The 21,997-nt window shown below is 43.0% G+C and carries 18 protein-coding genes and 1 pseudogene; 13 read left to right on the top strand and 6 right to left on the bottom strand.

Going from position 1 to position 21,997, the window contains the following annotated elements:
* Positions 1-201 precede the first annotated feature (201 nt).
* From AB4Z45_RS03335 to AB4Z45_RS03300, 8 genes and pseudogenes are all read left to right on the top strand, one after another.
* Positions 202-2,253 carry a serine hydrolase domain-containing protein gene (locus tag AB4Z45_RS03335; RefSeq protein ID WP_441907909.1) on the top strand — a complete coding sequence of 684 codons (2,052 nt, stop codon included), beginning with the start codon at positions 202-204 and terminating at the stop codon, positions 2,251-2,253.
* A gap of 263 nt (positions 2,254-2,516) precedes the next feature.
* A complete protein-coding gene (locus AB4Z45_RS03330; protein WP_441907908.1) occupies positions 2,517-3,179 on the top strand; it encodes a TetR/AcrR family transcriptional regulator in 663 nt (220 codons plus the stop codon).
* On the top strand, positions 3,094-4,443 hold the full coding sequence (locus AB4Z45_RS03325) for an MFS transporter (RefSeq protein ID WP_441907907.1): 1,350 nt from the start codon (positions 3,094-3,096) through the stop codon (positions 4,441-4,443). Before AB4Z45_RS03330 ends, AB4Z45_RS03325 begins: the two co-directional genes overlap by 86 nt.
* 17 nt (positions 4,444-4,460) lie before the next feature.
* A complete protein-coding gene (locus AB4Z45_RS03320; RefSeq protein ID WP_441907906.1) occupies positions 4,461-6,800 on the top strand; it encodes an FtsX-like permease family protein in 2,340 nt (779 codons plus the stop codon).
* 11 nt (positions 6,801-6,811) lie between these two features.
* Positions 6,812-7,579 (top strand): ABC transporter ATP-binding protein, encoded by a 768-nt coding sequence (locus AB4Z45_RS03315; protein ID WP_441907905.1) that lies wholly within the window; start codon positions 6,812-6,814, stop codon positions 7,577-7,579.
* Positions 7,580-7,594: 15 nt separating this feature from the next.
* Positions 7,595-7,762, top strand: a pseudogene (locus AB4Z45_RS03310) (M48 metallopeptidase family protein); the annotation flags it as partial.
* Positions 7,763-7,901: 139 nt separating this feature from the next.
* Positions 7,902-8,090, top strand: coding sequence for a hypothetical protein (locus AB4Z45_RS03305; RefSeq protein WP_076271073.1), 189 nt, complete (start codon positions 7,902-7,904; stop codon positions 8,088-8,090).
* 22 nt (positions 8,091-8,112) lie between these two features.
* Positions 8,113-8,505, top strand: a complete 393-nt coding sequence (locus tag AB4Z45_RS03300) for an iron chaperone (protein ID WP_441907904.1) — start codon at positions 8,113-8,115, stop codon at positions 8,503-8,505.
* 177 nt (positions 8,506-8,682) lie between these two features.
* Here the strand turns inward: AB4Z45_RS03300 and AB4Z45_RS03295 are convergent, their stop codons facing one another.
* On the bottom strand, positions 8,683-13,140 hold the full coding sequence (locus AB4Z45_RS03295) for a helix-turn-helix transcriptional regulator (RefSeq protein ID WP_441907903.1): 4,458 nt from the start codon (positions 13,138-13,140) through the stop codon (positions 8,683-8,685).
* A 118-nt stretch (positions 13,141-13,258) separates the two neighbouring features.
* A complete protein-coding gene (locus tag AB4Z45_RS03290; protein WP_441907902.1) occupies positions 13,259-13,588 on the bottom strand; it encodes a hypothetical protein in 330 nt (109 codons plus the stop codon).
* Between the two features lie 941 nt (positions 13,589-14,529).
* Here AB4Z45_RS03290 and AB4Z45_RS03285 point away from each other — a divergent pair.
* From AB4Z45_RS03285 to AB4Z45_RS03275, 3 genes are all read left to right on the top strand, one after another.
* Positions 14,530-15,060 carry a hypothetical protein gene (locus AB4Z45_RS03285; RefSeq protein WP_441907901.1) on the top strand — a complete coding sequence of 177 codons (531 nt, stop codon included), beginning with the start codon at positions 14,530-14,532 and terminating at the stop codon, positions 15,058-15,060.
* A 66-nt stretch (positions 15,061-15,126) separates the two neighbouring features.
* On the top strand, positions 15,127-15,654 hold the full coding sequence (locus tag AB4Z45_RS03280) for a GNAT family N-acetyltransferase (protein ID WP_441907900.1): 528 nt from the start codon (positions 15,127-15,129) through the stop codon (positions 15,652-15,654).
* A 426-nt stretch (positions 15,655-16,080) separates the two neighbouring features.
* A complete protein-coding gene (locus tag AB4Z45_RS03275; RefSeq protein WP_441907899.1) occupies positions 16,081-16,788 on the top strand; it encodes a DNA alkylation repair protein in 708 nt (235 codons plus the stop codon).
* A 207-nt stretch (positions 16,789-16,995) separates the two neighbouring features.
* Here the strand turns inward: AB4Z45_RS03275 and AB4Z45_RS03270 are convergent, their stop codons facing one another.
* Together AB4Z45_RS03270 and AB4Z45_RS03265 are read right to left on the bottom strand one after the other, a co-directional pair.
* Positions 16,996-17,337 carry a monooxygenase gene (locus AB4Z45_RS03270; protein WP_441907898.1) on the bottom strand — a complete coding sequence of 114 codons (342 nt, stop codon included), beginning with the start codon at positions 17,335-17,337 and terminating at the stop codon, positions 16,996-16,998.
* Positions 17,338-17,356: 19 nt separating this feature from the next.
* Positions 17,357-18,286: a DsbA family protein gene (locus AB4Z45_RS03265; protein WP_441907897.1), complete on the bottom strand. Its 930-nt coding sequence runs from the start codon at positions 18,284-18,286 to the stop codon at positions 17,357-17,359.
* Positions 18,287-18,486: 200 nt separating this feature from the next.
* Here AB4Z45_RS03265 and AB4Z45_RS03260 point away from each other — a divergent pair, with 200 nt between their 5' ends.
* Positions 18,487-19,047, top strand: coding sequence for a TetR/AcrR family transcriptional regulator (locus AB4Z45_RS03260; RefSeq protein ID WP_441907896.1), 561 nt, complete (start codon positions 18,487-18,489; stop codon positions 19,045-19,047).
* 86 nt (positions 19,048-19,133) lie between these two features.
* Here the strand turns inward: AB4Z45_RS03260 and AB4Z45_RS03255 are convergent, their stop codons facing one another.
* On the bottom strand, positions 19,134-19,979 hold the full coding sequence (locus AB4Z45_RS03255; RefSeq protein WP_441907895.1) for a phytanoyl-CoA dioxygenase family protein: 846 nt from the start codon (positions 19,977-19,979) through the stop codon (positions 19,134-19,136).
* Positions 19,980-20,150: 171 nt separating this feature from the next.
* Between AB4Z45_RS03255 and AB4Z45_RS03250 the strand changes: the two genes are divergently transcribed.
* On the top strand, positions 20,151-21,035 hold the full coding sequence (locus AB4Z45_RS03250; protein WP_441907894.1) for a helix-turn-helix domain-containing protein: 885 nt from the start codon (positions 20,151-20,153) through the stop codon (positions 21,033-21,035).
* A gap of 402 nt (positions 21,036-21,437) precedes the next feature.
* Here the strand turns inward: AB4Z45_RS03250 and AB4Z45_RS03245 are convergent, their stop codons facing one another.
* On the bottom strand, positions 21,438-21,899 hold the full coding sequence (locus tag AB4Z45_RS03245; RefSeq protein ID WP_441907893.1) for a DinB family protein: 462 nt from the start codon (positions 21,897-21,899) through the stop codon (positions 21,438-21,440).
* Positions 21,900-21,997 lie beyond the last annotated feature (98 nt).

Below are 21,997 nucleotides of genomic sequence, written 5' to 3'. Positions count from 1 at the left end.
AGAATACCGCTCAATTATGGAGAGCCTTAACAGAAACTTAACTGTCTTCGAAATATCGTAGATGGAATTAAGATTAAGTTTAATGGCGCGTAAGACTGGAATGCTAGAATGACGGTAAGAAAGGAGACTCAGTACAGGCTAGAATTGAATTAAAAATAATTCGTAATCGTTCAAAATGAGAGACAAAGGGATGTGGATGATATGAAAAAAAGATTTATATGGACGCTTGCAGCGGCCTTAGTTCTGACCCCGCTTATTCCTACAAACGCAATGGCTTCCAGCACCGTAGCATCGGTTTATTCTAAGACGCTAGAGAAGATTGCTTCTGAGAAAGCGGCACTTCTAACTCAACAATATGGAATACCTAGCGTGCAGTATGCCCTGATCGATAATGGAGTGATCAAAGTATCGGGACAATCAGGAGTTAACGACATAGAAGGAAAAATCCCTTTAACGAAGGAAACCATCTATGGTATTGGCTCTACGAGCAAAATGTTTACCGCGTCAGCAGTCATGAAATTAGTGGATGAAGGTAAGATCAATCTCGATACCCCCGTCGTACACTATATTACGGATTTTAAGATGGAAGATGAACGTTATAAAAAGATTACTCCGCGCATGTTGTTGAATCATTCATCTGGTTTGCAGGGTTCGAGTTTAAACAGTGCATTTTTATTTAATGATCCAGATACATACGTACACGATTCGCTGCTAAAGAACTTGTCTACACAGAAATTAAAGGCAGAACCGGGAGCTTTTTCAGTGTATTGTAATGATGGATTCACGCTCGCAGAAATTCTTGTAGAAAGAGTTAGTAAAAAGACATTTACTGCATTCATTCATGACAATTTTGCTGTACCTTTGGGTATGAAACATACTATGACGCCACAAGACATGGTAGAGACGAGCAAATTCGCCGGCCTTTACTCTCCTGCCTATGAGGGCCAGCTTCCAACGGAGACGACCAATGCGATTGGTACAGGCGGAGTCTACTCTACTGCGGAGGATTTGGTTCGATTCTCGCAAATCTTTACTGGGAAGAGAGCGGACGTACTATCCATCAAATCAGCACAGGCCATGGAGCAAGAAGAGTATAGGAAGGGATTATGGCCCAAAGAAGCGGATAACTCGATGGACTACGGACTTGGTTGGGATAGCGTACGCTTATTCCCTTTCAATGATTATGGGATAAAAGCCCTCGTCAAAGGAGGAGACACACAGATGTATCATTCCTCCTTAGTCGTGCTTCCCGAGCAGAACATGGCTGCAGCAGTCATTACCTCAGGCGGTAGCTCCTCAATAAATCAACTGCTAGCGAGTGAATTGCTCCTTCAGGCGATGAAAGAGAAGGGCGCAATTAAAGAGATCAAGCCAGATAAATCATTTGGCAAGCCAGTTAAGGCTGACATGCCAAAAGATCTTGCGAAGTACGCAGGTTATTACAGTACTCAAGGCGATCAGTGGAATGTAGCTATAAAAGACGGGGAACTGTCGTTGTCAGGAATGGTTGCTCCAGATCAGAAATTTATATACACCAAGGATGGAGCTTTTGTCGACGAAGATGGAAGCACAAAGGTTAGTTTTGTAAAAGAAAGCAACGGACGGACTTATTTGTGGATGAGCCAGTATGTTACAGTACCTGAATTAGGCCAGCTTGCATTTTCTGAATACAAGGCGGAGAAATTGGAAGGTGCAGTGCTGGATAAAGAAACGGCAGATGCGTGGGCAAAAAGAGAAGGCAAATCCTACTATCCAGTCAACGAGAAATTCAGTTCCATCGCCAATATGAGCATTATTAGGCCAACAATAAAAACAAGCGAGGGCTATTTCAATGATTTAAAAATAACAGGTGCCAATACGGCTAAGAGCCAGCATCAGATTCCTGGAACAGCAGGCCGAGATACACTGAGTATTCTTTTTTATACTAAAGAGGGCGTAGAGTACCTTAATGCGGCTGCAACCGTGTATATGAGCGAGGATGGAGTGAAGCCGCTGTATAAAGGGAAATCGTCGATAACTACGATTCAAGCTGATGGTTATGCTAGATGGTTCAGCGTTCCCAAAACAGCTGCTGGCAAGAAAATGGTAGTCGAGATGCCAGCTAAAGGTGGTTTTATGGTATACGATGAAGCGGGAGCACTGGTGAATAATACGGTCATTAGCGGTAAAAATGAAGTTGTATTGCCTGCGAACGGATATATCGTATTTGCTGGAAATGCGGGATCTGCTTTCGGTATTACGCTAGTGAAATAGCGAGTAGATAAGTATAAACTAGACTCATATACAGATTTAGCTAGCTATTATAGTTGTTTTTGTACAGCCTTCAACGGCTTCCAAATGATTGCAGGTACCATCACCAATAAGGCGCAGGGAGCAGAGCTCTTATGCGTCTTTTTTTTGCGTATTGTTCATTCGGCTGTGTTACCCTGGTTCGTTCTCCATATTTACAAAATAAGGATCATATATTATAATCCTTTCATAGACTGACGGTCGGTCTAGAGAACGGAGGAGTTTTCATGAGAACGCTCAAAGAGCCGGAAGAACGGAAAAATGAAATATTGGATACAGCGGAAGCTTTATTCCATACCAAGGGTTACGACAAGACGACGATCAACGATATTTTGAAAGAAATCGGAATTGCAAAAGGAACCTTCTACTATTACTTCAAATCGAAAGAAGAAGTGATGGATGCAATCGTCATCAGAATTGTGGATAGCGGGGTGCTGGCAGCCAAAGAAATCTCCGCAAATGCTAGTCTTACCGTCCACGAAAAGTTTCTGTACATCATGCTCGCGCAAAAGCCGACCTCAAACAGCTCAAAAAGCCAGCTTATTGAAACGTTGCATGACGTCAATAACGCCCAAATGCATCAAAAAAGCTTGTCAGAGACGGTTCGCAAGCTGACTCCTATTTTGCAGGAGGTTACAGAGCAAGGAATAAGAGAAAAGCTGTTTGCCACGCCATATCCGAAGGAAGCAATAGAGCTACTGCTTGTGTCTGCTGTAACCCTATTTGATGAGGGCATATTCAACTGGCAGCCGCAGGAGATATCTCAAAAAATTCAAGGCTTCATTTATGCCATGGAAACACTGCTTGGAGCAGAGAAAGGCAGCTTCGCTTACGTGGCAAGGCTATTTGAGCAAGCAGACCCGGCAGACGGTAAGCCGAATGGCGAATAATGCTTTTCGAAAATTTATTATATTATGGTTCGGGGAACTGGTCTCCAGTATCGGCAGCGGCTTAACCGCGTTCGGCTTAGGGGTTTACGTTTTCCAGACGACCCACTCTGCCACGGCAGTGTCACTCGTGACGCTTTGCACCTTTTTGCCGATGATCCTGTTAAGTCCTATTGGCGGTGTATTAGCGGACCGATTTGATCGACGGCTGATGATGCTGCTCGGTGACGGCGGCTCGGCGCTGGGGCTTATTTACATTCTAATCGTCATGTTCTCAGGCGAGGCACAGCTTTGGCAGCTCTGTGTGGGGGTGACGATCAGTTCTATATTCGCATCGTTGACCGACCCGGCTTATAAAGCGACGATTACCGATTTGCTGCCCGAAGAACAGTTTGCGAAAGCGAGCGGACTGGTGCAGCTTGCCGGCTCCTCTAAGTATTTATTTTCCCCGATCCTCGCGGGCATGCTGCTTGCTGTGGTGGATATCGAGGCACTTCTGTTTATCGATATTAGCACGGTATTTATCACGATTATTACGATTTCCTCCGTTCGCCGATGCTTAGTTGCTAAGCCAGTCAGCAAGAAGCAGTTCAGCTTAGCAAAGGATTTGAAAGAGGGCTGGCAAGTTCTTGTTTCTAGAAAAGGAGTCTTTGCGCTCACGCTGCTAATGACCGTGGTCACCTTTTATATGGGTATTTTGCAAACCCTATTTACGCCTATGGTGCTTCCGCTATCTGATGCTAAGACATTAGGAATCGTCCAATCGGTCAGTGCGACAGGGCTGCTGCTTGGCAGCTTGTTTATTGGTATCTTCAGTGTTAATCAACAGTATGCACGAGTGCTGTCAGCCGGACTTTTTACAGCTGGTATTTTCTTCTCGCTCATCGGAATATCAACGAACATTTTCGTAATCGCAGCCGCGGGCTTTCTGTTTTTTGCGACCTTGCCCTTCATTAATACAAGCGCAGATGTATTGATTCGAACGCACATACCAAACGAAGCGCAAGGCAGAGCTTGGGGAATGATCGGGGTGATCTCCCAGTTTGGCTATATCGCTGCGTATGCATCGGCAGGCCTGCTATCCGACTATGTATTTAATCCTCTGATGGAGGAGAAAGGGCTGTTAGCTACCACGGTTGGAAAATGGATCGGCAGCGGCCAAGGACGCGGAATTGGCTTGTTATTTATTATTTCTGGCATTTTGGTCATCGTTTTAGCACTTATTATGGCAAGGATGAAGTTGATTCGGGCGCTGGAGACAAAGTAAGGAAAGGAGGGGCTGACATGCTAGCGAAAATATTAAAAAAAGATTTTAAACGAAATAAGACGATTACGGTGGTCCTCTTTGTATTCATTATGCTGTCTGTGCTGCTTGCTTCCAGCGGGACAACGATGATGACGCAGCTATTTAACTCCATCAACCATTTGTTTACTGTATCTAGTGCGCCGCACTACGTGCAGATGCACGCCGGACCCGTGGATAGAGCTGCCATTCAGAGCTTTGCCGCAGAGAACTCTCTTGTCAAGAGTGAACAAATCTCTGAAATGCTGGTGATCGACAATGCTAATCTCTTCTTTGGCAACAATCAGGAAGCCGATAGCAGCAGCGTTATGGATAACGGCTTTGTCGTGCAGAACAAAAGCTTTGATTATTTACTTACGTTGGATAATAAGCGGATTGAGGTTTTGGACGGGGAGATTGCGGTTCCTATTTATTATAGGCAGCAGCATCATTTGAACCTGGGCGATACGATTCGAGTTTCTGCTGGATCATCAGACATGACGTTCACCATTACAGACTTTGTGCGGGATGTTCAAATGAATCCTTCGATTATCAGCTCCAAGCGATTCGTTGTAAGCGCAGCGGATCATGAAACGTTGAAGAGTATGACCGGAGAAATCGAGTATATGATTGCATTTCAGCTTAAGGATCTAAGCAAGCTCAATGAATTCAAGACAGCATACCAGTCAGCCGGATTACCGGCAAAAGGCCCTGCTATTGACTATTCCTTGTTCCAGATGCTTCATGCATTAACGGACGGGGTGGTCGCCGTCATCATTTTTCTGGTCAGCAGCTTATTAATTCTTATTGCGGTGCTGTGTCTGCGGTTCACCATACTGACCACGCTGGAAGAGGATTATAAAGAGATTGGCGTTATGAAAGCCTTCGGCATCCGTCAACAGCATATTCGCAACATTTATCTGACCAAATATATTGTTCTGGCGGGGGGCGCCAGTCTTTTCGGATATGTGGTTTCCCTTTGCATTCGTCCGCTATTCCTATCCAATATGGCGTTGTATATCGGGATTGCTCCGCAAAGCATACTGCAAAGCTTAATTCCTATTTTGGTAGCTGGATTGGTGTTTGCTTTCGTTCTGCTCTTCTGCATCCTTGTGCTGAGACGATTTCATAAAATCTCGGCGGTTGAAGCGCTGCGAGCCGGTGCGATGGGCGAGCTTAAGGTGAATACGAAGCGGTTGCCGCTTTATAAAAGCAGAATTCCTAGTGTTAACGTATTTTTGGCGCTGAAAGATGTCGTCGGACGGTTTAAAATGTATCTTTTATTGTTTATTATTTTTGTCATTTGCTTCTTCATCATCATTGTTCCGGTCAATTTCCTGCATACGATGCAGTCACCTAGCTTCGTTGCGTATATGGGGGTCGGACAAAGCGATATGCGAATGGATTTGCAGCAATCCGATCACATGCAGGATAGATTTGACGAAGTTCAGCATTACCTTGCTCAAGATACGGATATAGTGAAATTTTCTCCGCTCGTGACCAGTAAATACAGCGTCGTAGGAAGTGAAGGAGCATTAGAGAGCATACAGGTGGAAACAGGGGATTTCTCGATTTTTCCTTTGAAATACAGCAGCGGCAACGCTCCTATCAACCAAAACGATTTGGCTCTCTCCAGTCTGAACGCTGACGCTCTGTCGAAAAAAGTGGGAGACGCGCTGACATTAGTCATTAACGGTAAGCAGCATGAGATGACCGTTAGCGGCATTTATCAGGATGTGACCAATGGCGGCAAAACAGCCAAAGCGCTGCTGCCCTATCAACCGGAGGATGTACTCTGGTATACCCTTAATGCGGACATTAGACATGGCAGCGATATAGGGGCCAAAATAACCGAATATACGGGTCTTTTTCCAGGGGTGAAAGTGACGCATCTCGAAGATTATATGCATCAGACACTCGGCTCGACGATTAAGCAGATCAAGATGGTTACGGTACTTGCCGTTATCATTGCTGTGTTTATCTCCATTCTGATTACTTCGCTTTTTTTAAAGCTGCTGACCGCAAAAGATTATTCCGGCATCGCCATTATGAGAAGCCTCGGTATTGCCGCCGCATATATTCGAAAGCAGTACGTGATACGGATACTGGTTGTGCTTGCAGGCGGTATTCTCATGGGTACGCTTATGGCCCATACGTTTGGGCAAAGTCTGGTAGGTATGCTGATGTCTTCGATGGGAGCCTCCAATATCCAGTTTGTGACGAACCCATGGGTATCTTATTTCTTGTATCCATTAGCTCTTGGTTTAGTTGTCACCATTGCAACGCTGGTAGGCACGCTATCGATGAGAAAATACAGCATGACGAGAATGATAACCGAATGAGGGGATAAAGCATGAAGCACATATTGGAGATTACAGACCTGAATAAAACCTATTCAATAAGCAAAGGGCAAGAACAAGCCGTACTGAAAAATATTAATTTGCAGATACACGAGGGCGAGTTCGTTTCCGTCATGGGGGCGTCAGGCTCGGGAAAGTCGACCTTGCTCTACACAATTAGCGGCATGGATCGGATGACTTCCGGACAAGTCTTGTTTGATGGGCAAAATATTACCTCCCTTTCAGAGAAGGAATTGGATCAGCTGCGCCAGAACAAAATGGGGTTTATTTTTCAGCAGATCCATCTCCTCAAAAATCTCAGCATGCTCGACAATATCATTCTCTCCGAATATTTTGCAGCCAAAGAGAGCCGGGACTCCATCCGCCTGCGAGCGGAGGAGCTGATGAAGAAAACGGGAATCGCTGCGCTCGCAGATCGCGATATAACGCAGGCTTCCGGCGGACAGCTCCAACGGGTGAGTATTTGCCGGGCGCTCATGAACCAGCCGAAGATCATTCTCGGAGATGAGCCGACGGGAGCACTAAACTCGAAAGCGACATCTGACATCATGGAGCTGCTTGGCAGCATCAACCAATCCGGAACCACCATACTGCTGGTCACGCACGACGTCAAGGTCGCTGCCAAAACCGAGCGCGTCCTGTTGATGGAGGACGGAGAGATTGTTGGCGAGCAGTATTTAGGGAAATATCATGTTGATAGAGATGATGTTAAAGGGCGGGAGGAAAAGCTTTCTGCTTGGCTGCTGAAGATGGGGATTTAATGGTGGGAGTTAGGTGCGATGGCTCCTACTGAGGTGATCGACTATATAATCATCCTTGAGCTTTGCCATCTTACCCATATGAATCATGACCGTTCCTTTTGGGGGCGAGTAGGAAGCATCATGACGGATTACAAAGAAAAAGAGGAGTTTCTGGCCAGGTACGGACAGGCGATGACCTTGTAGAAGCCAGCTGCGCGGAAAGGTTGGACGATCAGGCTGGAAACTGGTATACTTGCCGGGATTGCTCCTATTAAAGCGATTACAATTGCTAGTTTTAGCGGGAGCTGATCTACTATGGGCGTCGTCAGGAGTGGTACTAAAGATGAAGAAATATAATTTTATTCGTCCGTTAATGCTGATTGTCATAGCACTGCTTGTAAAAAGCCTTATTACGAATCTTTGTATGGTGTTTGGGATGGAACAGGGACCGGCAGAAAATGTTGGTTTCATTAGCATGCTTGTGGCAGCATTCATCATTTATTCGAGAATGGCCCAGAAGCGCCGCAAATAACGAAGGCCCGAAAGGAGCAGCCATGGAAGGCAATAAAATCACATTGGAGACAGTTGATCAGTATATCTCCAATTACCCTCCTGAGATTCAGGACATTTTGGAGAAGATAAGAGGCGTGATTAAAGTGGCTGCACCAGAAGCGACAGAAAAAATCAGCTATCAAATGCCGACCTTCGTGCTCCATGGGAACCTTGTTCATTTTGCAGCTTACAAAAATCATATTGGCTTATATCCGGCCCCAAGTGGAATTAAGGCCTTTAAACAGCAATTATCCCCGTATAAAGGGGCAAAAGGGTCGATTCGCTTCCCTTTAGACGAGCCTATACCTTACGAATTAATTGGTGAAATCGTAAAATATAGAGTAGCTGAGAATATTGAAAAAGCAGCGAACAAGAAAGTGAAAAAAAAGAAATAGGGAGTTTAGATGCTGCGGTTCCTCTGCCGCATCTAAACTCCCTATTCCGTTCTTCTTAAGCTTTGGGTAGAAGCAACCGGAATGCCGTGCCTTGAAGTGAGCTTTCCTTCAAGGCAAGCTTCTTCACACCACCATCAATCAAATCCACAATAATCATGAAATAGGATGACGTGTGTTCTAACCAATTAATTTAAGTTCCTTAGCTTGGGTTACTGCGTTTATACGCCGGTTGACCTTTAATTTAGCAAATATATTTTTTACATGCACCTTCACCGTACCTGTGGCAATAATGAGGTGATCGCCAATTTCCTTATTGGATAATCCTGCGGCTAATAAGGCTAGAACCTCCAGCTCACGATCCGTCAGAGGTTCCTCCATACCACCCGGCAGTGGCTGATCTTCCTCCTCAAAATCTGATTCTATATAGGATTGGTCTGACGAGCTTTGCAGCACGCACATGAAGATTCCATGTGACGCCATAGCGAGAAGAATAGCAATGCGCTCGTAGGGGAATACACCGCTTGCAAGCTTGTTTTCAAGGTAAAGAACACCCAGCATAGTGCCATGAACAGTTACGGGGATACACAGTGCTGATTCAGGTTGGTGCTTTGCCATATACGGGTTATGAATTAGCCAACTCTCTTCTCCTCCGTTATAATGGACCTTCTCTTGTGTACGAAAAACATATCGGATGATCCCTTCCGGCAAGGTGGAACTATCATTTAATTCTAAAGGAGGCGTAAAAGCTTTTGCCTCTGAATCCGCATATACTTGCACATATAAAGCATCATTGCTGCCCGTTAGCAAAGCGCCTTTACTTGCACCTGCATACTTCATAATGGTATTCATGATTTCAGCAAGTACAGTATCGATGTCCATCTGATTCGTAATCGCCTGAGTTGTTTTAAGGATTGCCGCGAGATCAATGCTGTCCACGGAATGAAGCTCGTTCCGAAAACCTGAAGTTCCTGCTGCCTGCTCTGTATCACTTCGTCCTGCTGTAGGTGCGATTACATACGTTTGATCCGTATCCTCATGCCGCTGCCAGTGCAGCATGAGCTCCTCCAGTTGCATTACTTTCACGGACACTTCCCATCGCTTGTAGCCTTCAATAGCCAATTGCAAATAAAATAAAGCCGTTTTTCTCTTATCATGTCTTAAATAGTAGTTAGCCGCAAGTTCGCTTGCAAGACTTGTCACCTGTAAATCGTCTTGCTCCCTAGCCTCGCGGATAGCCTTGTCATACAGCTCCTCAGCCATCGTGAAATCGCTGGAGGCATGAGCAAATTCAGCTTGAAGGAGATACTGCCTAGACTGATAATTAGTCGGGCTCCATGCGGCCCATTTTCTGAAACGACTCAGATTGCGAATGATGTTTTTACTCTTATATGACCCATTACGCGACTGTGTATATTTGGCCAATGTGGCGAGTGATTCATAAAATAGGCATTCTGGCAAATGAGGCAAATGAGTGGCATATGCCTCATAAGACTTCGCTTGCTGAGCCCAGCGGATAGCTTCCTCATGGCTGCCCAGCATATAGCATAGCTGAGTTTTATAAGTGCTATATTGAAATAAGGTTGTGGCCGAAGTCTCCTCTTTGCGGATCCGATTTAAAAATTCTTCTTCTTCAAAGCCAGCACCGCTGAACGAGTCAGGTGCATCCGTCCCACCCTGGAGAGCGAGAATAACTTGCTGATACAGATAGAAATTTTGCCTCACGAATTCATCATTCGTTGTATCAAGCACCGCCATATAGTCCGCTATTGCTCTGGCTAATTCACTTAATGGGGCTCTAGTGTACAAGGAGTTGATATGTGCGCCAATAGCATAGCTAGCAAACACATAGTCCCCCGAGTCCATGCCGAAACGAAGCGCCTTTGCCAAGTAAGCGTCTCCTTCGCGGGCATTTCCGGCAAATTGGCAGAGTACCCCGCCGAATATGGTATAGGTGTTGCTTTTTATTGAAGTGATATTGTAACGCTCGGAGAGCTCCACGCCTACCTTGCAAATGGCGTAGCCCTTATCACACTTGCCTAATGCATTCCCCAAAATCATGCCATATGCAGAATAGACTGCTGCCGAAGCAGGGGTATTTCCATATTTAAGCGATAATTGAATGGCTCTGCACATCAGCAGAAAATAGACCTTTTTGTTGGTGAAGAAGGAAGAGGGGGTAATCGCAAAAATCAAATTCATTGCGGCAATTCGATCTTTATCCGACATTTCCTCCAAATGAGCGAGTCTGTCATACTGATTGCGCAGCAGCGCCTCGATTCGCAGTCCTTCCATTAGCAGCATGAAGCTTCCCGGATTGGGTGAAATAAGTATTTGAAGCTCCTTCAGACTTTCAAGACCGAGAGCAGTGCCTTCTAAATATTTACCTTGATTAATGTACTGCATAATTCTGATCATTTGTACCCTGCTCCGCTCAACCGGATTACGTGCACGACCAAGCAAGAAATCGATTTCCTGATCTGACTTCATATGATTGCCGCATAAATATTCACATTCTGCTTTTTGGGCATGCAATTCGAAGATGAGCTCGAATTCATGGTCCCAATCTTCCGCTGGCAGCAGTCCCACCCCTTTTCCGAAATATCCTAAGGCAATATCGAAGGCAGAAGAGGCTTTGGCGCGGTGTCCCGCATCCAGATTCAGCTTTACGAGCTGCAGCAGCTGCTGCCTGTCCGTTATTCGTTTCGAGCCTCTATTCAAATGGTTGACAATAGCAAACGAATTCTCTCCATACTCGGCGTTCTTACCGTACATGCATCTGCCTATTTGGATATGAAAAGCCTGTTTCGTCTCATTATCCATCTGACTGTATATTAGCTTCTGAATGTTATCATGGGCAAAACGATACTTATCTGATTCATATGGAAAAATCATCCCTTCAGCTTCAATCGCGGACCATTCTGCAACGATTTCTCCAATGTTCCAATTTGTAACGCTAGCGATCAAATCGGGATGAAATATGCTTCCTACACAGGCTGCAACCTTGAGCATCTCCTGCGCATTACTCGAAAGACGATGCCATTTGTGCGCCATCAAATCATGAATCGCATAGCTGGGTTCCTGCTCGATAATCTGTCCCAAATTCCATTGCCAGCATCGTTTCTCATGGTTGTAAAGCAGAATGCTGTCGTCCTGCAAGCGAAGCAATATTTGTTTGAAGTGAAACGGATTGCCGCCTGATTGATGGTACAGCAATTCCGTCAAAGACAAGGCAGTGCCGGCTTCGCTATTCAGCGTCTCCATAACGATACAGTTCATTTGCGTAAGGCTCATTGGAGATAAATGAATATGACGGACAAGCGCGTGATTGGAAACGCTGCCGTCCGCTTCATACCCTGGCAGCTTGCTTCGGTCTGTTTCGGTATGGCGATAAGCGCATACAAACAGCAAATATTGGCTTTCCGGATCGTTTAAGAGTGCGTGAATTAACTGTAGAGATGAAGAATTCGCCCATTGCAAATCATCGATAAACAGGACGAGAGGATGTTCTTTAGAAGCTAGTGATTGTACAAATTTGCGAAAAACATAAATGAACCGTTTCTTCGACTCGTTGGCCGGAAGCTCCTCCGAAGCAGGCGAGTCGCCTAGTATCAGCCCAGCTTCAGGAATTATTGCTGTAATAACATGGGCATTTGAGCCCAAAGCTTCTCGCAGCTTTCGTCTCCAAAGCTGGGACTGCTCCTTTCGTCCCCCTAGCAAATGACGCATTAATCCGCGAAATGCCTGAATAATGGGATGATAGGGGCTTTCTTTCGATATTTGCTCGAATTTTCCTGTAATATAGAAAAAATCTCTTGAATGGTGCTGTTTACGGAACATCTCTTCCATCAAGCTTGTTTTGCCGATTCCTGCTTCACCAGAGATGTAAACCATTTCTGTTGATCCGAAGCAAGCGGAATGAAAGGCTTGTGTAAGCATCGAAATTTCATTTTCTCTGCCGTGAAAACCTGGTTCCATGAGGAACGTATCGTTAGAACGTCCTATTTTATCCAAATCAGCAATTAGAAAACCGGTATTTTGGTAACGATTATCCGGATTTTTTTCCAAAAGCTTCATAACAATAGCGGCTAGACCGTCGGGTAAATCTATTCTTTGATTCAATTGCGGCGGGGGGCTTTGCGCCAAATGCATATATACCCATTCGAGTGGATCGTCGGCTAGAAATGGCAGATGGTCAACCAGCATTTCGTAGAAAATAATGCCTAATGAATAGAGATCGCTACGCTCATCTACGGTTCGCAGCATTCTGCCGGTATGCTCGGGCGAGCAATAGGGCAGGCCTGATTCAATAATGCCGTAGAGGGGACGGACATAGCCATCCTTCGAACGATGTACCGCACAACCTGAATCGGTTAAATATGCCTCGTTTACATTCGAAAGAATACCAATACGTTCTGGTCGTAAATCAAGATGAATAATCTGTTGCTGATGAAGTCTTCCGACAGAGGCCGCAATTGCCCTGGCAAGGATGAGAAACACATCCGGCTTCATGCACGTTTGACTTTTCATAAATTCCCTAAGCGTCACATCTGTTTCATGGTTTAACGTCAAATCAGAGGAAAGCATGCCAAGCTCTGATTTGACGGGGTCATTCTCCATAAAATTTTTCACTGTCATTTTCCAACACCTCTAACATTAACTACTAGCGATTATACCCTATTGTAATGGAAGAGCTGATCTTATTACAGACAGGAAACGATAAAAAACGATAAAAATTGCAGATGGACATTTCCTGCTATTCGCCGAAGACAAGCATAAGTCCGGTACCCACAATAAGGATTAAGGCTGGAATGAATGTAATCAGATAAGTCCATTTGTAGATTCCTTTTTTATAGAAGATCCAGGACAAAACAATTGCACCCAGGACGGTGTAGGGGTAGCTATTTAAAGCATAGTAGAACACCAATACAAACCATTGCTGCTCAGAGCCTGGCGCATCAAACAGCATGACGGAGAACATGGACAAAAAATACCATACAGGCAGTAAAAGGATATAGAGAATATGGATGACCAAGTTTACAATGAGGGCCGTCCGTTTACCGCCCGGTCGGGCTGTTGTTGACATTGCTAACATTTTAATCCCCTTTCATACTGGTTTACTCATTCCCAAGGAAAATCTATCGATATCATAAAACCCCATAGCAGAAAACGCCATACCTCTAAAGAGGTAGTATGTACTGTCGTGCGTATAATGCTTTTAATAAAGATATTCCTTTATAGGTATAGAGAATTTAAAAAACTTATTCTATTTTATAAACACAACGAATTGAACTGTATAGAACCAATTTAGAGAGGTTGAGGTGGATAAGAGATGTTTGATGCCTTCATTGCTTTTATTAGCATTATTCTTCTTGGTGTTGTTATTTTCGTTAAGATATGGTGGGACGGCGAAGGTACGAGCTTTAAATTTACAAAGTGGTTTTTCGGTATTTTTTTCATAGCGGCGTTGATTGTGGGGGGATGTACGTACGTGGGAGTTATAAAATTTTAGAGCATAAAAGCTAAGAACGAAACCGCAGTGCTCCTTTATTGGATGCTGCTAAAGGCGGAGATCAGGACATTCCAATATGGGAGAAAGGTGCGGGGGGATGTACCAATGATGGCGATACAAATGAGCAACAATGCCTTGAAATTAGAGGAAGGAAGATACCTCTTTATAGGTATAGATGAGCAAAATAAATTGTAGTATTATGACGAAATATGGGATTGCAAAGACAATTCTCTTGAGCATCTCATGTCGAAGGAAAGGGGGTGACTTGCATATGTTTCCAGTAAGAACTGGCCTCAATAACAAAGGCGGAAGAGAGCCTATGAAAATTGTTATTAATCTGCTAACCAGCAACGAGCAATTGAGAACAGCTCCCGCGAAGTAAGTATCAGTTTAGGTCAAAAGCTGCACCCGGGTCTTTGGACTTTCGGGGGCAGCTTTTTCTAGTGGACGCTATTCTCATAGATATTGTAAGGGAAGAACCGATTAAAAGCATATAAGGAGTTGGAATAAGTCATATGTGCTATTACTTCCAGGTCTGTAGTACAGAGAGCTATCAGGATAAATATCTTGTGTTTTTGCTGGAGCACTACAAGGAATTGAAGCTTCCATATTCTTATCCGATCTCGTTGAGTTTTCTGGCAAGCTCGGTTCTGATGAAAAAAGAAGCTTTTTTATGTTTTAACGAAGAAGATGAAATCATTGGGGCGTTCGGCTATATTTGCGGAACCGCGGAGAATCAATATGAGGATACGCATGTAGCGCAAATTCAGATTGTCTTCATTGTTGATGAGTATCGTCGAAGTCGACTCTTTCTGGAAAGCCTACAATTTCTAACACAGTATATCGCACAGTTGTCTGAGCCGATCATTGATTTCCGATTCTGGGTACCGGTCGATCTCAGGCTGCATAAGCTGCTGTCCAAGATTGCGGAGAGAAAGAATACCTGGGAGACGGTACAAGGCGTGATTGATGAATACCATGCTAGCTTCAGTGAATGGCAGACATACGTGTTGAAGTTCCGACAGGAGGTTTATTTTCCTTCCTAAGGCATGCTCTCTTGCGATTTATGTGACGACTCTACTCATATGAACGGTTAGGAGGTACAGTAACTCATGTTTGCCCATTATAGGAAGTGTCAAAGTGATGAGGATTATGCACAGTTTACGCTATATTTTATACGCAACCGCAAGGAATTCAGCCGCCAATTCTCATTGAGCGACGCGCTTTTTCACGTATTGGAATCGATTCATGACTCTCAAATTCTACTAATTTTCGATAAGAATGAGCAGCTCATAGGCTGGGGGCATTATCGCTATGTCAATGCAAAATATGAATACGATCCCGAAGGGGATATCGTCTTTATCAATTCCGTAATTGTACTGCCTTCCTATCGCAGCAGCAGCCTCTTTTCTCAAGGATTCCGCTATATGTTGAATCAAATAGCTGCAGAAAACTCTAGCGTAAAGTTTGTTCAATTTCATGCTCAGATCGATAACGCATATCTAAATCGCCTTTATTCCAAGTTTTCCAGTGTAATTAGACAGCGAGAGGGTTACTATGGTATTGAAAATGTTTATTCCGTCGACTTCGGGCAGCTGCTCGATTATTTGAGGGCGAAGCAATCCAGAACATATCGTTAGTCTGTTGTTGTAGCAGAGATGCTCCATTGTATAATGCCTCAGAGAATTTTCTCTGGGGCATTTTTTTCGTTTGAACGACATACTGGAAAAATGAAGTAACGGCAAAGGGAGCAGGGGCAAGCTTGAAGTGCCGAAGCTAGATATAATCCCATGTATGGTTCAAGTGGTTGAGCTCTAGCAAGGAATGATTTTTTAAACTTCATTTCATATTCTCTATGCTCAAATAGTGGTAACATATACTTGTCTTCATTGAGATTTTGAAGTGAAACGGACGCGAAAAATGATTTTTATGGATAAATGAAATCTTACTGGTCTGTGGTTTTTTCATAGACGGTCATTGAAATAGAATGAAAAGTTACTAATGCAACTGAAATAAATGGCTGGTGTAGGAGAAGACGATAGAATCTCAAAAGGGAGTGTAAAACAATGAATTTAGAAATGGTTATGCAGGAGCTTGAAGCTCTTGGCAAGGATCGAACTAAAAAAATATACCAATCCAATGGCGCACAGGAACCGCTTTTTGGTGTTGCTACAGGACAAATGAAGCCCATTTTCAAAAAAACAAAAATAAATCAACCGTTGGCTGAGCAGCTGTATGCTACAGGAAACTACGACGCCATGTATTTTGCCGGAATTATTGCAGATCCCAATGCGATGACAGAAGCGGATTATGACCGTTGGATGGATGGAGCTTATTTTTATATGCTGTCCGACTATGTTGTTGCAGTAACCTTGGCAGAAGCCGATATTGCACAAGAAGTGGCTGACAAGTGGATCGAAAGCGGGGAAGAACTGAAAATGTCTGCAGGCTGGAGCTGTTACTGCTGGCTTTTGGGGAGTCGGCCGGATGATGAATTTTCTGAAAGCAAAATGGCCAATCTGCTTGAAACTGTGAAACATACGATTCATGATGCTCCCGAACGAACAAAATATGCAATGAATAATTTTATTTACACAGTAGGGGTATCCTACATGCGGCTCTATGATAAGGCAATGGAGATTGCATTGGAAGTTGGTCCGGTAGAAGTTAATCGGGACAAGAAAAAAAGCAGTTTTTTGGTCGCATCTGAACAGATTCAAAAAGCAGTTGATAAACAGCGGCTTGGTTTCAAACGCAAGCATGTAAGATGCTAAAAGTTTCTTCGTGGATTGTTGTGGCGCCAGCGAGCAAGTAATACAAGGTTATTTCGATGGAAGTCGAGCTGAAGAAGGTAATAGCTTTTTAATAGTTTATATCGCTATGTTAAGCACTCCTCACATGTGGAGTGCTTTGTGCCGCTCGTTAGTAATTAGCATTTTAAGAGCCATTTAAAACCCGAACGTATTCTACGCTAGGCATAACTATGAAGTAGGATTTCCCGTATTAGAACTCTCATTGCAATAAGCAGGTCCCTTATTGATTTCAGTAAGTTTGGGATTGACGGAAAAGATTTTTGCATTGATATCTGTTATACCAAAGTCAGCTAATCTGCTAGTGTGCATAATGTTATATTTTTCAGCCGTTTCTTTTGTTTCAAACAAATAAATTCCACCGGCTTCATTTTTTTTGGAATTTTCTGTCCATATTTTCCACATGAATCCATCTTCTTCGTTGATACTTTTTGCTAAATCAGAAAACGCCTCTGCCATCTCATCTCCGAACGGTCCATTCATTTTAAAATCCACTTGTAATACGTACGACATTATAGTCACTTCCCTTTGTTTATTTAGTAGCGGTAAAATACAATTCTCCTAAAATTTCGTTCACCTGATAATGATTTGTTGGAAGCTCTTGTTCAATAAGAAATTTTACGTCTGCTTGTTCAACATCATACATGACTTCAATTTCTTTTGAGAAAAGAAGCTTTTCTTTTTCAAGCAAGTCAGAAAGGGAAGGGACTGGCTTGGGTTGTAAATCTTCTAGATTCAGAACTTTTTTCAAACCGTCAACATAGTTATCCAACGGACGGCTGCCAACAATTTTTACGCCCTTATTCTCCTCATTAGTCATAATAATGGTAGGGAAGCCTCGGACACCCAACCTTCTAACTAGATCAAAATCCTCATGTAACAATTGAAGACCGACCTGTTGTTCAGCTTCGTTTACAATTGCTTTTCCATCAAGGCCGATATGATTTGCGATTTCAATCATAACCGATTTATCTGATATATTTTGATTAAATGCAAACAGTGCTTCTCTTGAACGACGCAAATATTCTGTTGCTTTTGCATCAGTATGATTTTTTTGAATTACCTTAAATACACGAGAAGGCGGGTAGGATGATTGAACTGGATTATCTATCATTAAAGTCCCATCAATTGGCATTCTTGAATGCTCTCCAACTTCTCTCCAGTGAGGGGCCACATCGGCTGGTTTATGAATGCCGTTTGCCGGATCGATTGGTCCATCATGCCATTTTTCCAGCAAACCGCCCATAACCGTATGGAAGTTAAAAAAGTTCCCGTATTGCTCTACAAAACGACGAAGCACAGGTTCAAGCGCCCAGCAATGCGAACAAATAGGATCGGTTACATAGTAAAGATTAACTGCTTTTGTGGGCTGATTAAAATCAATAATCTCCACATCCTCCTCTTCAGCTACTCCGCATACGCCTGTTTGTAGATCACAAACCATATTATTATTGTTCCCCATTTTAATTCCTCATTTCTCTTTTAATAAGTAAAGATAAGCGAGGAAAAGCAAACACTTATACCTCGCTAGCGAAATACATATTTATTTGCTTGCAATTAAATTTTAAATCATAATTAAAATCATCAACACCAATAGATCTGTGGATGTGTCGTTTATACAACACATTTAAGAAGTTGTTTAAAAAGTAGGAGGTTAACAAAATGACCGAATCAAAGTCGGACCCCCGAGTTCTACGTACCCGCAAATTAATTATGGATTCTTTCATTGAACTTTCAGGGAAAAAGGAATTTAAAGATATTACGATAAAAGATATAACTACAGAAGCGATGATTAATCGTGCAACTTTTTATTATCATTTTGAAGATATACACAACTTATTGGAAAAAGTACTGTCAGAAGTATTGTTAGTCAATTTGAATTATGAATTTTATCAAAATGACGAACTAAATGAAGAAGTATTTGTTAGCATCTTTGAAGCTGTAACAAATTTTCAAAAGTCATTATCCAGTCGTTGCCATAGAGGCTACGAAGATACCATTGCCCGTATTATTAGGGAACAGCTCGAAATTATTTTTTATAAAATGTTGTTAAAGCAGCATAAAGCGGAGAAGGATGAAGCTCTAAAACTTACAGCTGTCCTATTAAGCTGGGGAATTTATGGAGTTTCTGTAGAATGGCGAAGAAATAGTCACAAGACACCGCCGGAAGAATTCATCAAATTAGCAATTCCTTATATACGGACTGGAATTGATAGAATGTAAGGGGAATCGAATAGCTGTATATTTGAACAAATCAAGAAGAGGGGTGCACGCAGCCCCTCTTCTTTTTGTTGTATTAGAACTATTTATTATTCGTTTTCCCTCTTATAAACCAACGGATTTTTAATACTCGCTGCGATTCCGCCCGGCTTGCAGCCTGGCAGCCAGTTTTCAAGATCAGAGCGTCTTGCCTTGCTGTCTGGCTCACCAACGAGTGTACCGTCTGCATAGTAGATAATGGTCATCACCTTGCGCATATGGTCAGTTGGATTACCCGGAGCAGAGTGGATGGTCCAGCCTGCATGGAAGGTAGCGTCTCCAGCTGCCATGGCACCGTAATTCACTTGGGGAATGCTGCGGCCTTCAATGAATTGGCCAAGGGTTTTATGTGATTCATCCGAAATTTCTTGCCTGCTGACATAACCCAAATGATTGGTGCCGGAAGCAAAGTTCATTGTACCCACTTCTTCAGGAATAGGGACCAGCGGCATCCACAGCGTAATGGTATTATTGGTATCGAAAGGCCAATAAATTTGGTCTTGATGCCATGGCGTATGACCGCCGCCAGGTTCTTTGAATAATGCTTGATCATGATAAATCCGGACACCCTCAACACCCATCAATTCTGCAGCTATTTTTGCAAAACGTTTTGCCAGTGTAAATGCAGCGGCAGCCTCACTCATCTCCCAAAGGTTGCCTACTTGTATAAAAGCTTTGCCGTAAGTATCCCGTTCAGAGACAGGCTTATCATGGTAATTGTGTTTAAATACTAAGTCACTAATGATTGGTTCATACGTTTCTATCATTTCTGCGGATGCGACATTTTTTAAAAAGAGATGGCCATCCTTTTGATAAGAAGCGATTTGTTCTTGCGTGAGAGAATAGCTTTCTTCAAGCAGGGGCAGCGTGCTTAACCTATTGTTTTCATTCATCATATTTCCTCCTAATTGTATGTGTTTGTTTCAGCTTCGCAATACATACAGTGTAAAGGATTCTTCTATGATCTGGCTTTGTCAAAGCTTCAAATAAGTTTGTCAAAAACAACTGTAATTGTGGGATAGATATGATATTCTGTGAGTAATTACGAGTAGAGGATGAGGATGTTCATGAAACCTGGCATGGATGCAACGATGAACCACCGGATCGTGCCCTATATACGGGAGTGCGATTTTGCGCTGCGAAAACCGTGGGTACTGCCGGAACGCCGCTTGCTTGATTACTTGCTTGTCTATGTACAGGAAGGGGAATGCATGTTCACAGTTGATGGGGTGGCCTATCCATTCGAAAAAGGTGAGTTTTGTTTCATTCAGCCAAATAGTGTGAATCGTTTGGAAGGGACAACGAATACGGTAACGCCGTTTGCACACTTTGATATATTTTATAGCACGACTAGCGACCAAAGCTTCCCAACACGAGCGGGCCAATTGGATTTGACCCCCTATCAGCATCTTATGCAGCCGAGATTGGACGAGCAGTTCCAAACTCATATTCCGGTGAAGCTCAAGCTAAGTCATCCATCTAAATTTCGGGATACATTTTTGCAAGTGGTGGAATTTTGGCAGTATAAAGACTCCATTATGCAATTGAAGGCACAAACGCGAATGATGGAATTGATCACCTCCATACTAGAGGATTACATACCTGCCAATCATGTCAAGCAAATGTCACCGCAGGCATTAAATTGGATTACTTCTTATTTTTCGTTTAACTTGAGCGAACCTTTATCGGTAGTTGATATGGCGCGAAGAGCTAATCTATCTACTTCAAGATTTAACGATGTATTTAAAATGCAGTACGGTGTAACACCGCATCAATATTTGTTAAAAACACGCATAGATCATGCTTGTGATCTGCTGCTTGCATCCAAGCTGACACAAGAGCAGATCGCAAGTTATTGTGGGTTTTCAGATATTCATCATTTTTCTAAAGCATTCAAGAAGATAGTAGGAATAACTCCTGGTGAGTACAGCAGGGGGACAATGGGTCGATGATACTAGCTTGATCGGTCAAACGATAGTACATTAAGAAATGAAAGGGGGAATCTGACGAAGCTCTCAAACAAAAGGCAAGCATCCTTTCACATTGTTGTAGATGAGCATGAAGCTATGGAGTGTTTGCCATAAAACTCGAAAAAATGGCAATGAAAGCACCGTTTTCTATTTCCAACACCCCCTAATTAATGTTAAATCCAACACCTATAAACAATTATAGAGGTATCTTATCATAATAGATGATTTTTAGAAATTTAATTCTAAAAGCAACGATCTATTAAAAACAACCGTTGTTTTTATTTATTTTTCTTCGTCCTCTCTATACTCTCCGGCTTTTTCTAAAACCTCCGATAGTTGAGCTGCATCATGCTCAGTATCTTAGTTATGGTTCCTAACTTTATTTTATGATAAATTTTTTCCAATCACGTTTGCTGACACTGGCTTTAGCCCAAGCTCTCTTATCCAGACGGAGAGCTGCCCCATATGGTGTATTTCGTGAGCGATCACATGACGCATAATTTCACCTTTTGTATAATGTCCATCGTTCCAAGGAATGGTTACCTGTTCATGGTCAAATTCGATTTTCCATGTATCTAGGTATTCGCGCATTTCTTTGTTCCAGCTATCGGAAAGTGCCTTCACTTGTTGAAGCGACAGATAGTCTTCAAACTGAACTTGAATGTCTGGTTTGCCTTGTATTCCGCGTATCCAACTATATTCCACATCAACGATGTGAAACAGTGTATAAAGAATACTGCCCGGTCCACCAATACGCTTAAGCGTCAATTGCTCTATGGAAAGTTGATTGCATAATTCAAACCAATCGTCTCGAACAATCCAGTTATAGCGAAACAGCTGTATCATAGCACTTCACTCCTAAAATTTTAATCGTTATTTCAACTTAAATTCGTGCATAACAACAAAATTACCTTTAATATAGCGCATTAATGATCAAAAACCAC

Origin of the sequence: Paenibacillus sp. MCAF9 (assembly GCF_052114265.1) — a bacterium.
In the GTDB taxonomy this organism is placed as follows: Bacteria; Bacillota; Bacilli; order Paenibacillales; family Paenibacillaceae; genus Pristimantibacillus.
Note: the sequence above shows the minus strand (reverse complement) of the source record. Positions and strands in the feature narration are given on the sequence as shown.

What these genes read in the sequence shown, in the direction of transcription:
- AB4Z45_RS03320 (WP_441907906.1), top strand. Translation starts at nt 4,461, where the DNA reads ATGCTAGCGAAAATATTAAAAAAAGATTTTAAACGAAATAAGACGATT.
- AB4Z45_RS03330 (WP_441907908.1), top strand. Translation starts at nt 2,517, where the DNA reads ATGAGAACGCTCAAAGAGCCGGAAGAACGGAAAAATGAAATATTGGAT.
- AB4Z45_RS03250 (WP_441907894.1), top strand. Translation starts at nt 20,151, where the DNA reads ATGAAACCTGGCATGGATGCAACGATGAACCACCGGATCGTGCCCTAT.
- AB4Z45_RS03300 (WP_441907904.1), top strand. Translation starts at nt 8,113, where the DNA reads ATGGAAGGCAATAAAATCACATTGGAGACAGTTGATCAGTATATCTCC.
- AB4Z45_RS03315 (WP_441907905.1), top strand. Translation starts at nt 6,812, where the DNA reads ATGAAGCACATATTGGAGATTACAGACCTGAATAAAACCTATTCAATA.
- AB4Z45_RS03255 (WP_441907895.1), bottom strand. Translation starts at nt 19,979, where the DNA reads ATGATGAATGAAAACAATAGGTTAAGCACGCTGCCCCTGCTTGAAGAA.
- AB4Z45_RS03245 (WP_441907893.1), bottom strand. Translation starts at nt 21,899, where the DNA reads ATGATACAGCTGTTTCGCTATAACTGGATTGTTCGAGACGATTGGTTT.
- AB4Z45_RS03290 (WP_441907902.1), bottom strand. Translation starts at nt 13,588, where the DNA reads ATGTCAACAACAGCCCGACCGGGCGGTAAACGGACGGCCCTCATTGTA.
- AB4Z45_RS03335 (WP_441907909.1), top strand. Translation starts at nt 202, where the DNA reads ATGAAAAAAAGATTTATATGGACGCTTGCAGCGGCCTTAGTTCTGACC.
- AB4Z45_RS03285 (WP_441907901.1), top strand. Translation starts at nt 14,530, where the DNA reads ATGTGCTATTACTTCCAGGTCTGTAGTACAGAGAGCTATCAGGATAAA.
- AB4Z45_RS03280 (WP_441907900.1), top strand. Translation starts at nt 15,127, where the DNA reads ATGTTTGCCCATTATAGGAAGTGTCAAAGTGATGAGGATTATGCACAG.
- AB4Z45_RS03270 (WP_441907898.1), bottom strand. Translation starts at nt 17,337, where the DNA reads ATGTCGTACGTATTACAAGTGGATTTTAAAATGAATGGACCGTTCGGA.
- AB4Z45_RS03260 (WP_441907896.1), top strand. Translation starts at nt 18,487, where the DNA reads ATGACCGAATCAAAGTCGGACCCCCGAGTTCTACGTACCCGCAAATTA.
- AB4Z45_RS03265 (WP_441907897.1), bottom strand. Translation starts at nt 18,286, where the DNA reads ATGGGGAACAATAATAATATGGTTTGTGATCTACAAACAGGCGTATGC.
- AB4Z45_RS03295 (WP_441907903.1), bottom strand. Translation starts at nt 13,140, where the DNA reads ATGACAGTGAAAAATTTTATGGAGAATGACCCCGTCAAATCAGAGCTT.
- AB4Z45_RS03275 (WP_441907899.1), top strand. Translation starts at nt 16,081, where the DNA reads ATGAATTTAGAAATGGTTATGCAGGAGCTTGAAGCTCTTGGCAAGGAT.
- AB4Z45_RS03305 (WP_076271073.1), top strand. Translation starts at nt 7,902, where the DNA reads ATGAAGAAATATAATTTTATTCGTCCGTTAATGCTGATTGTCATAGCA.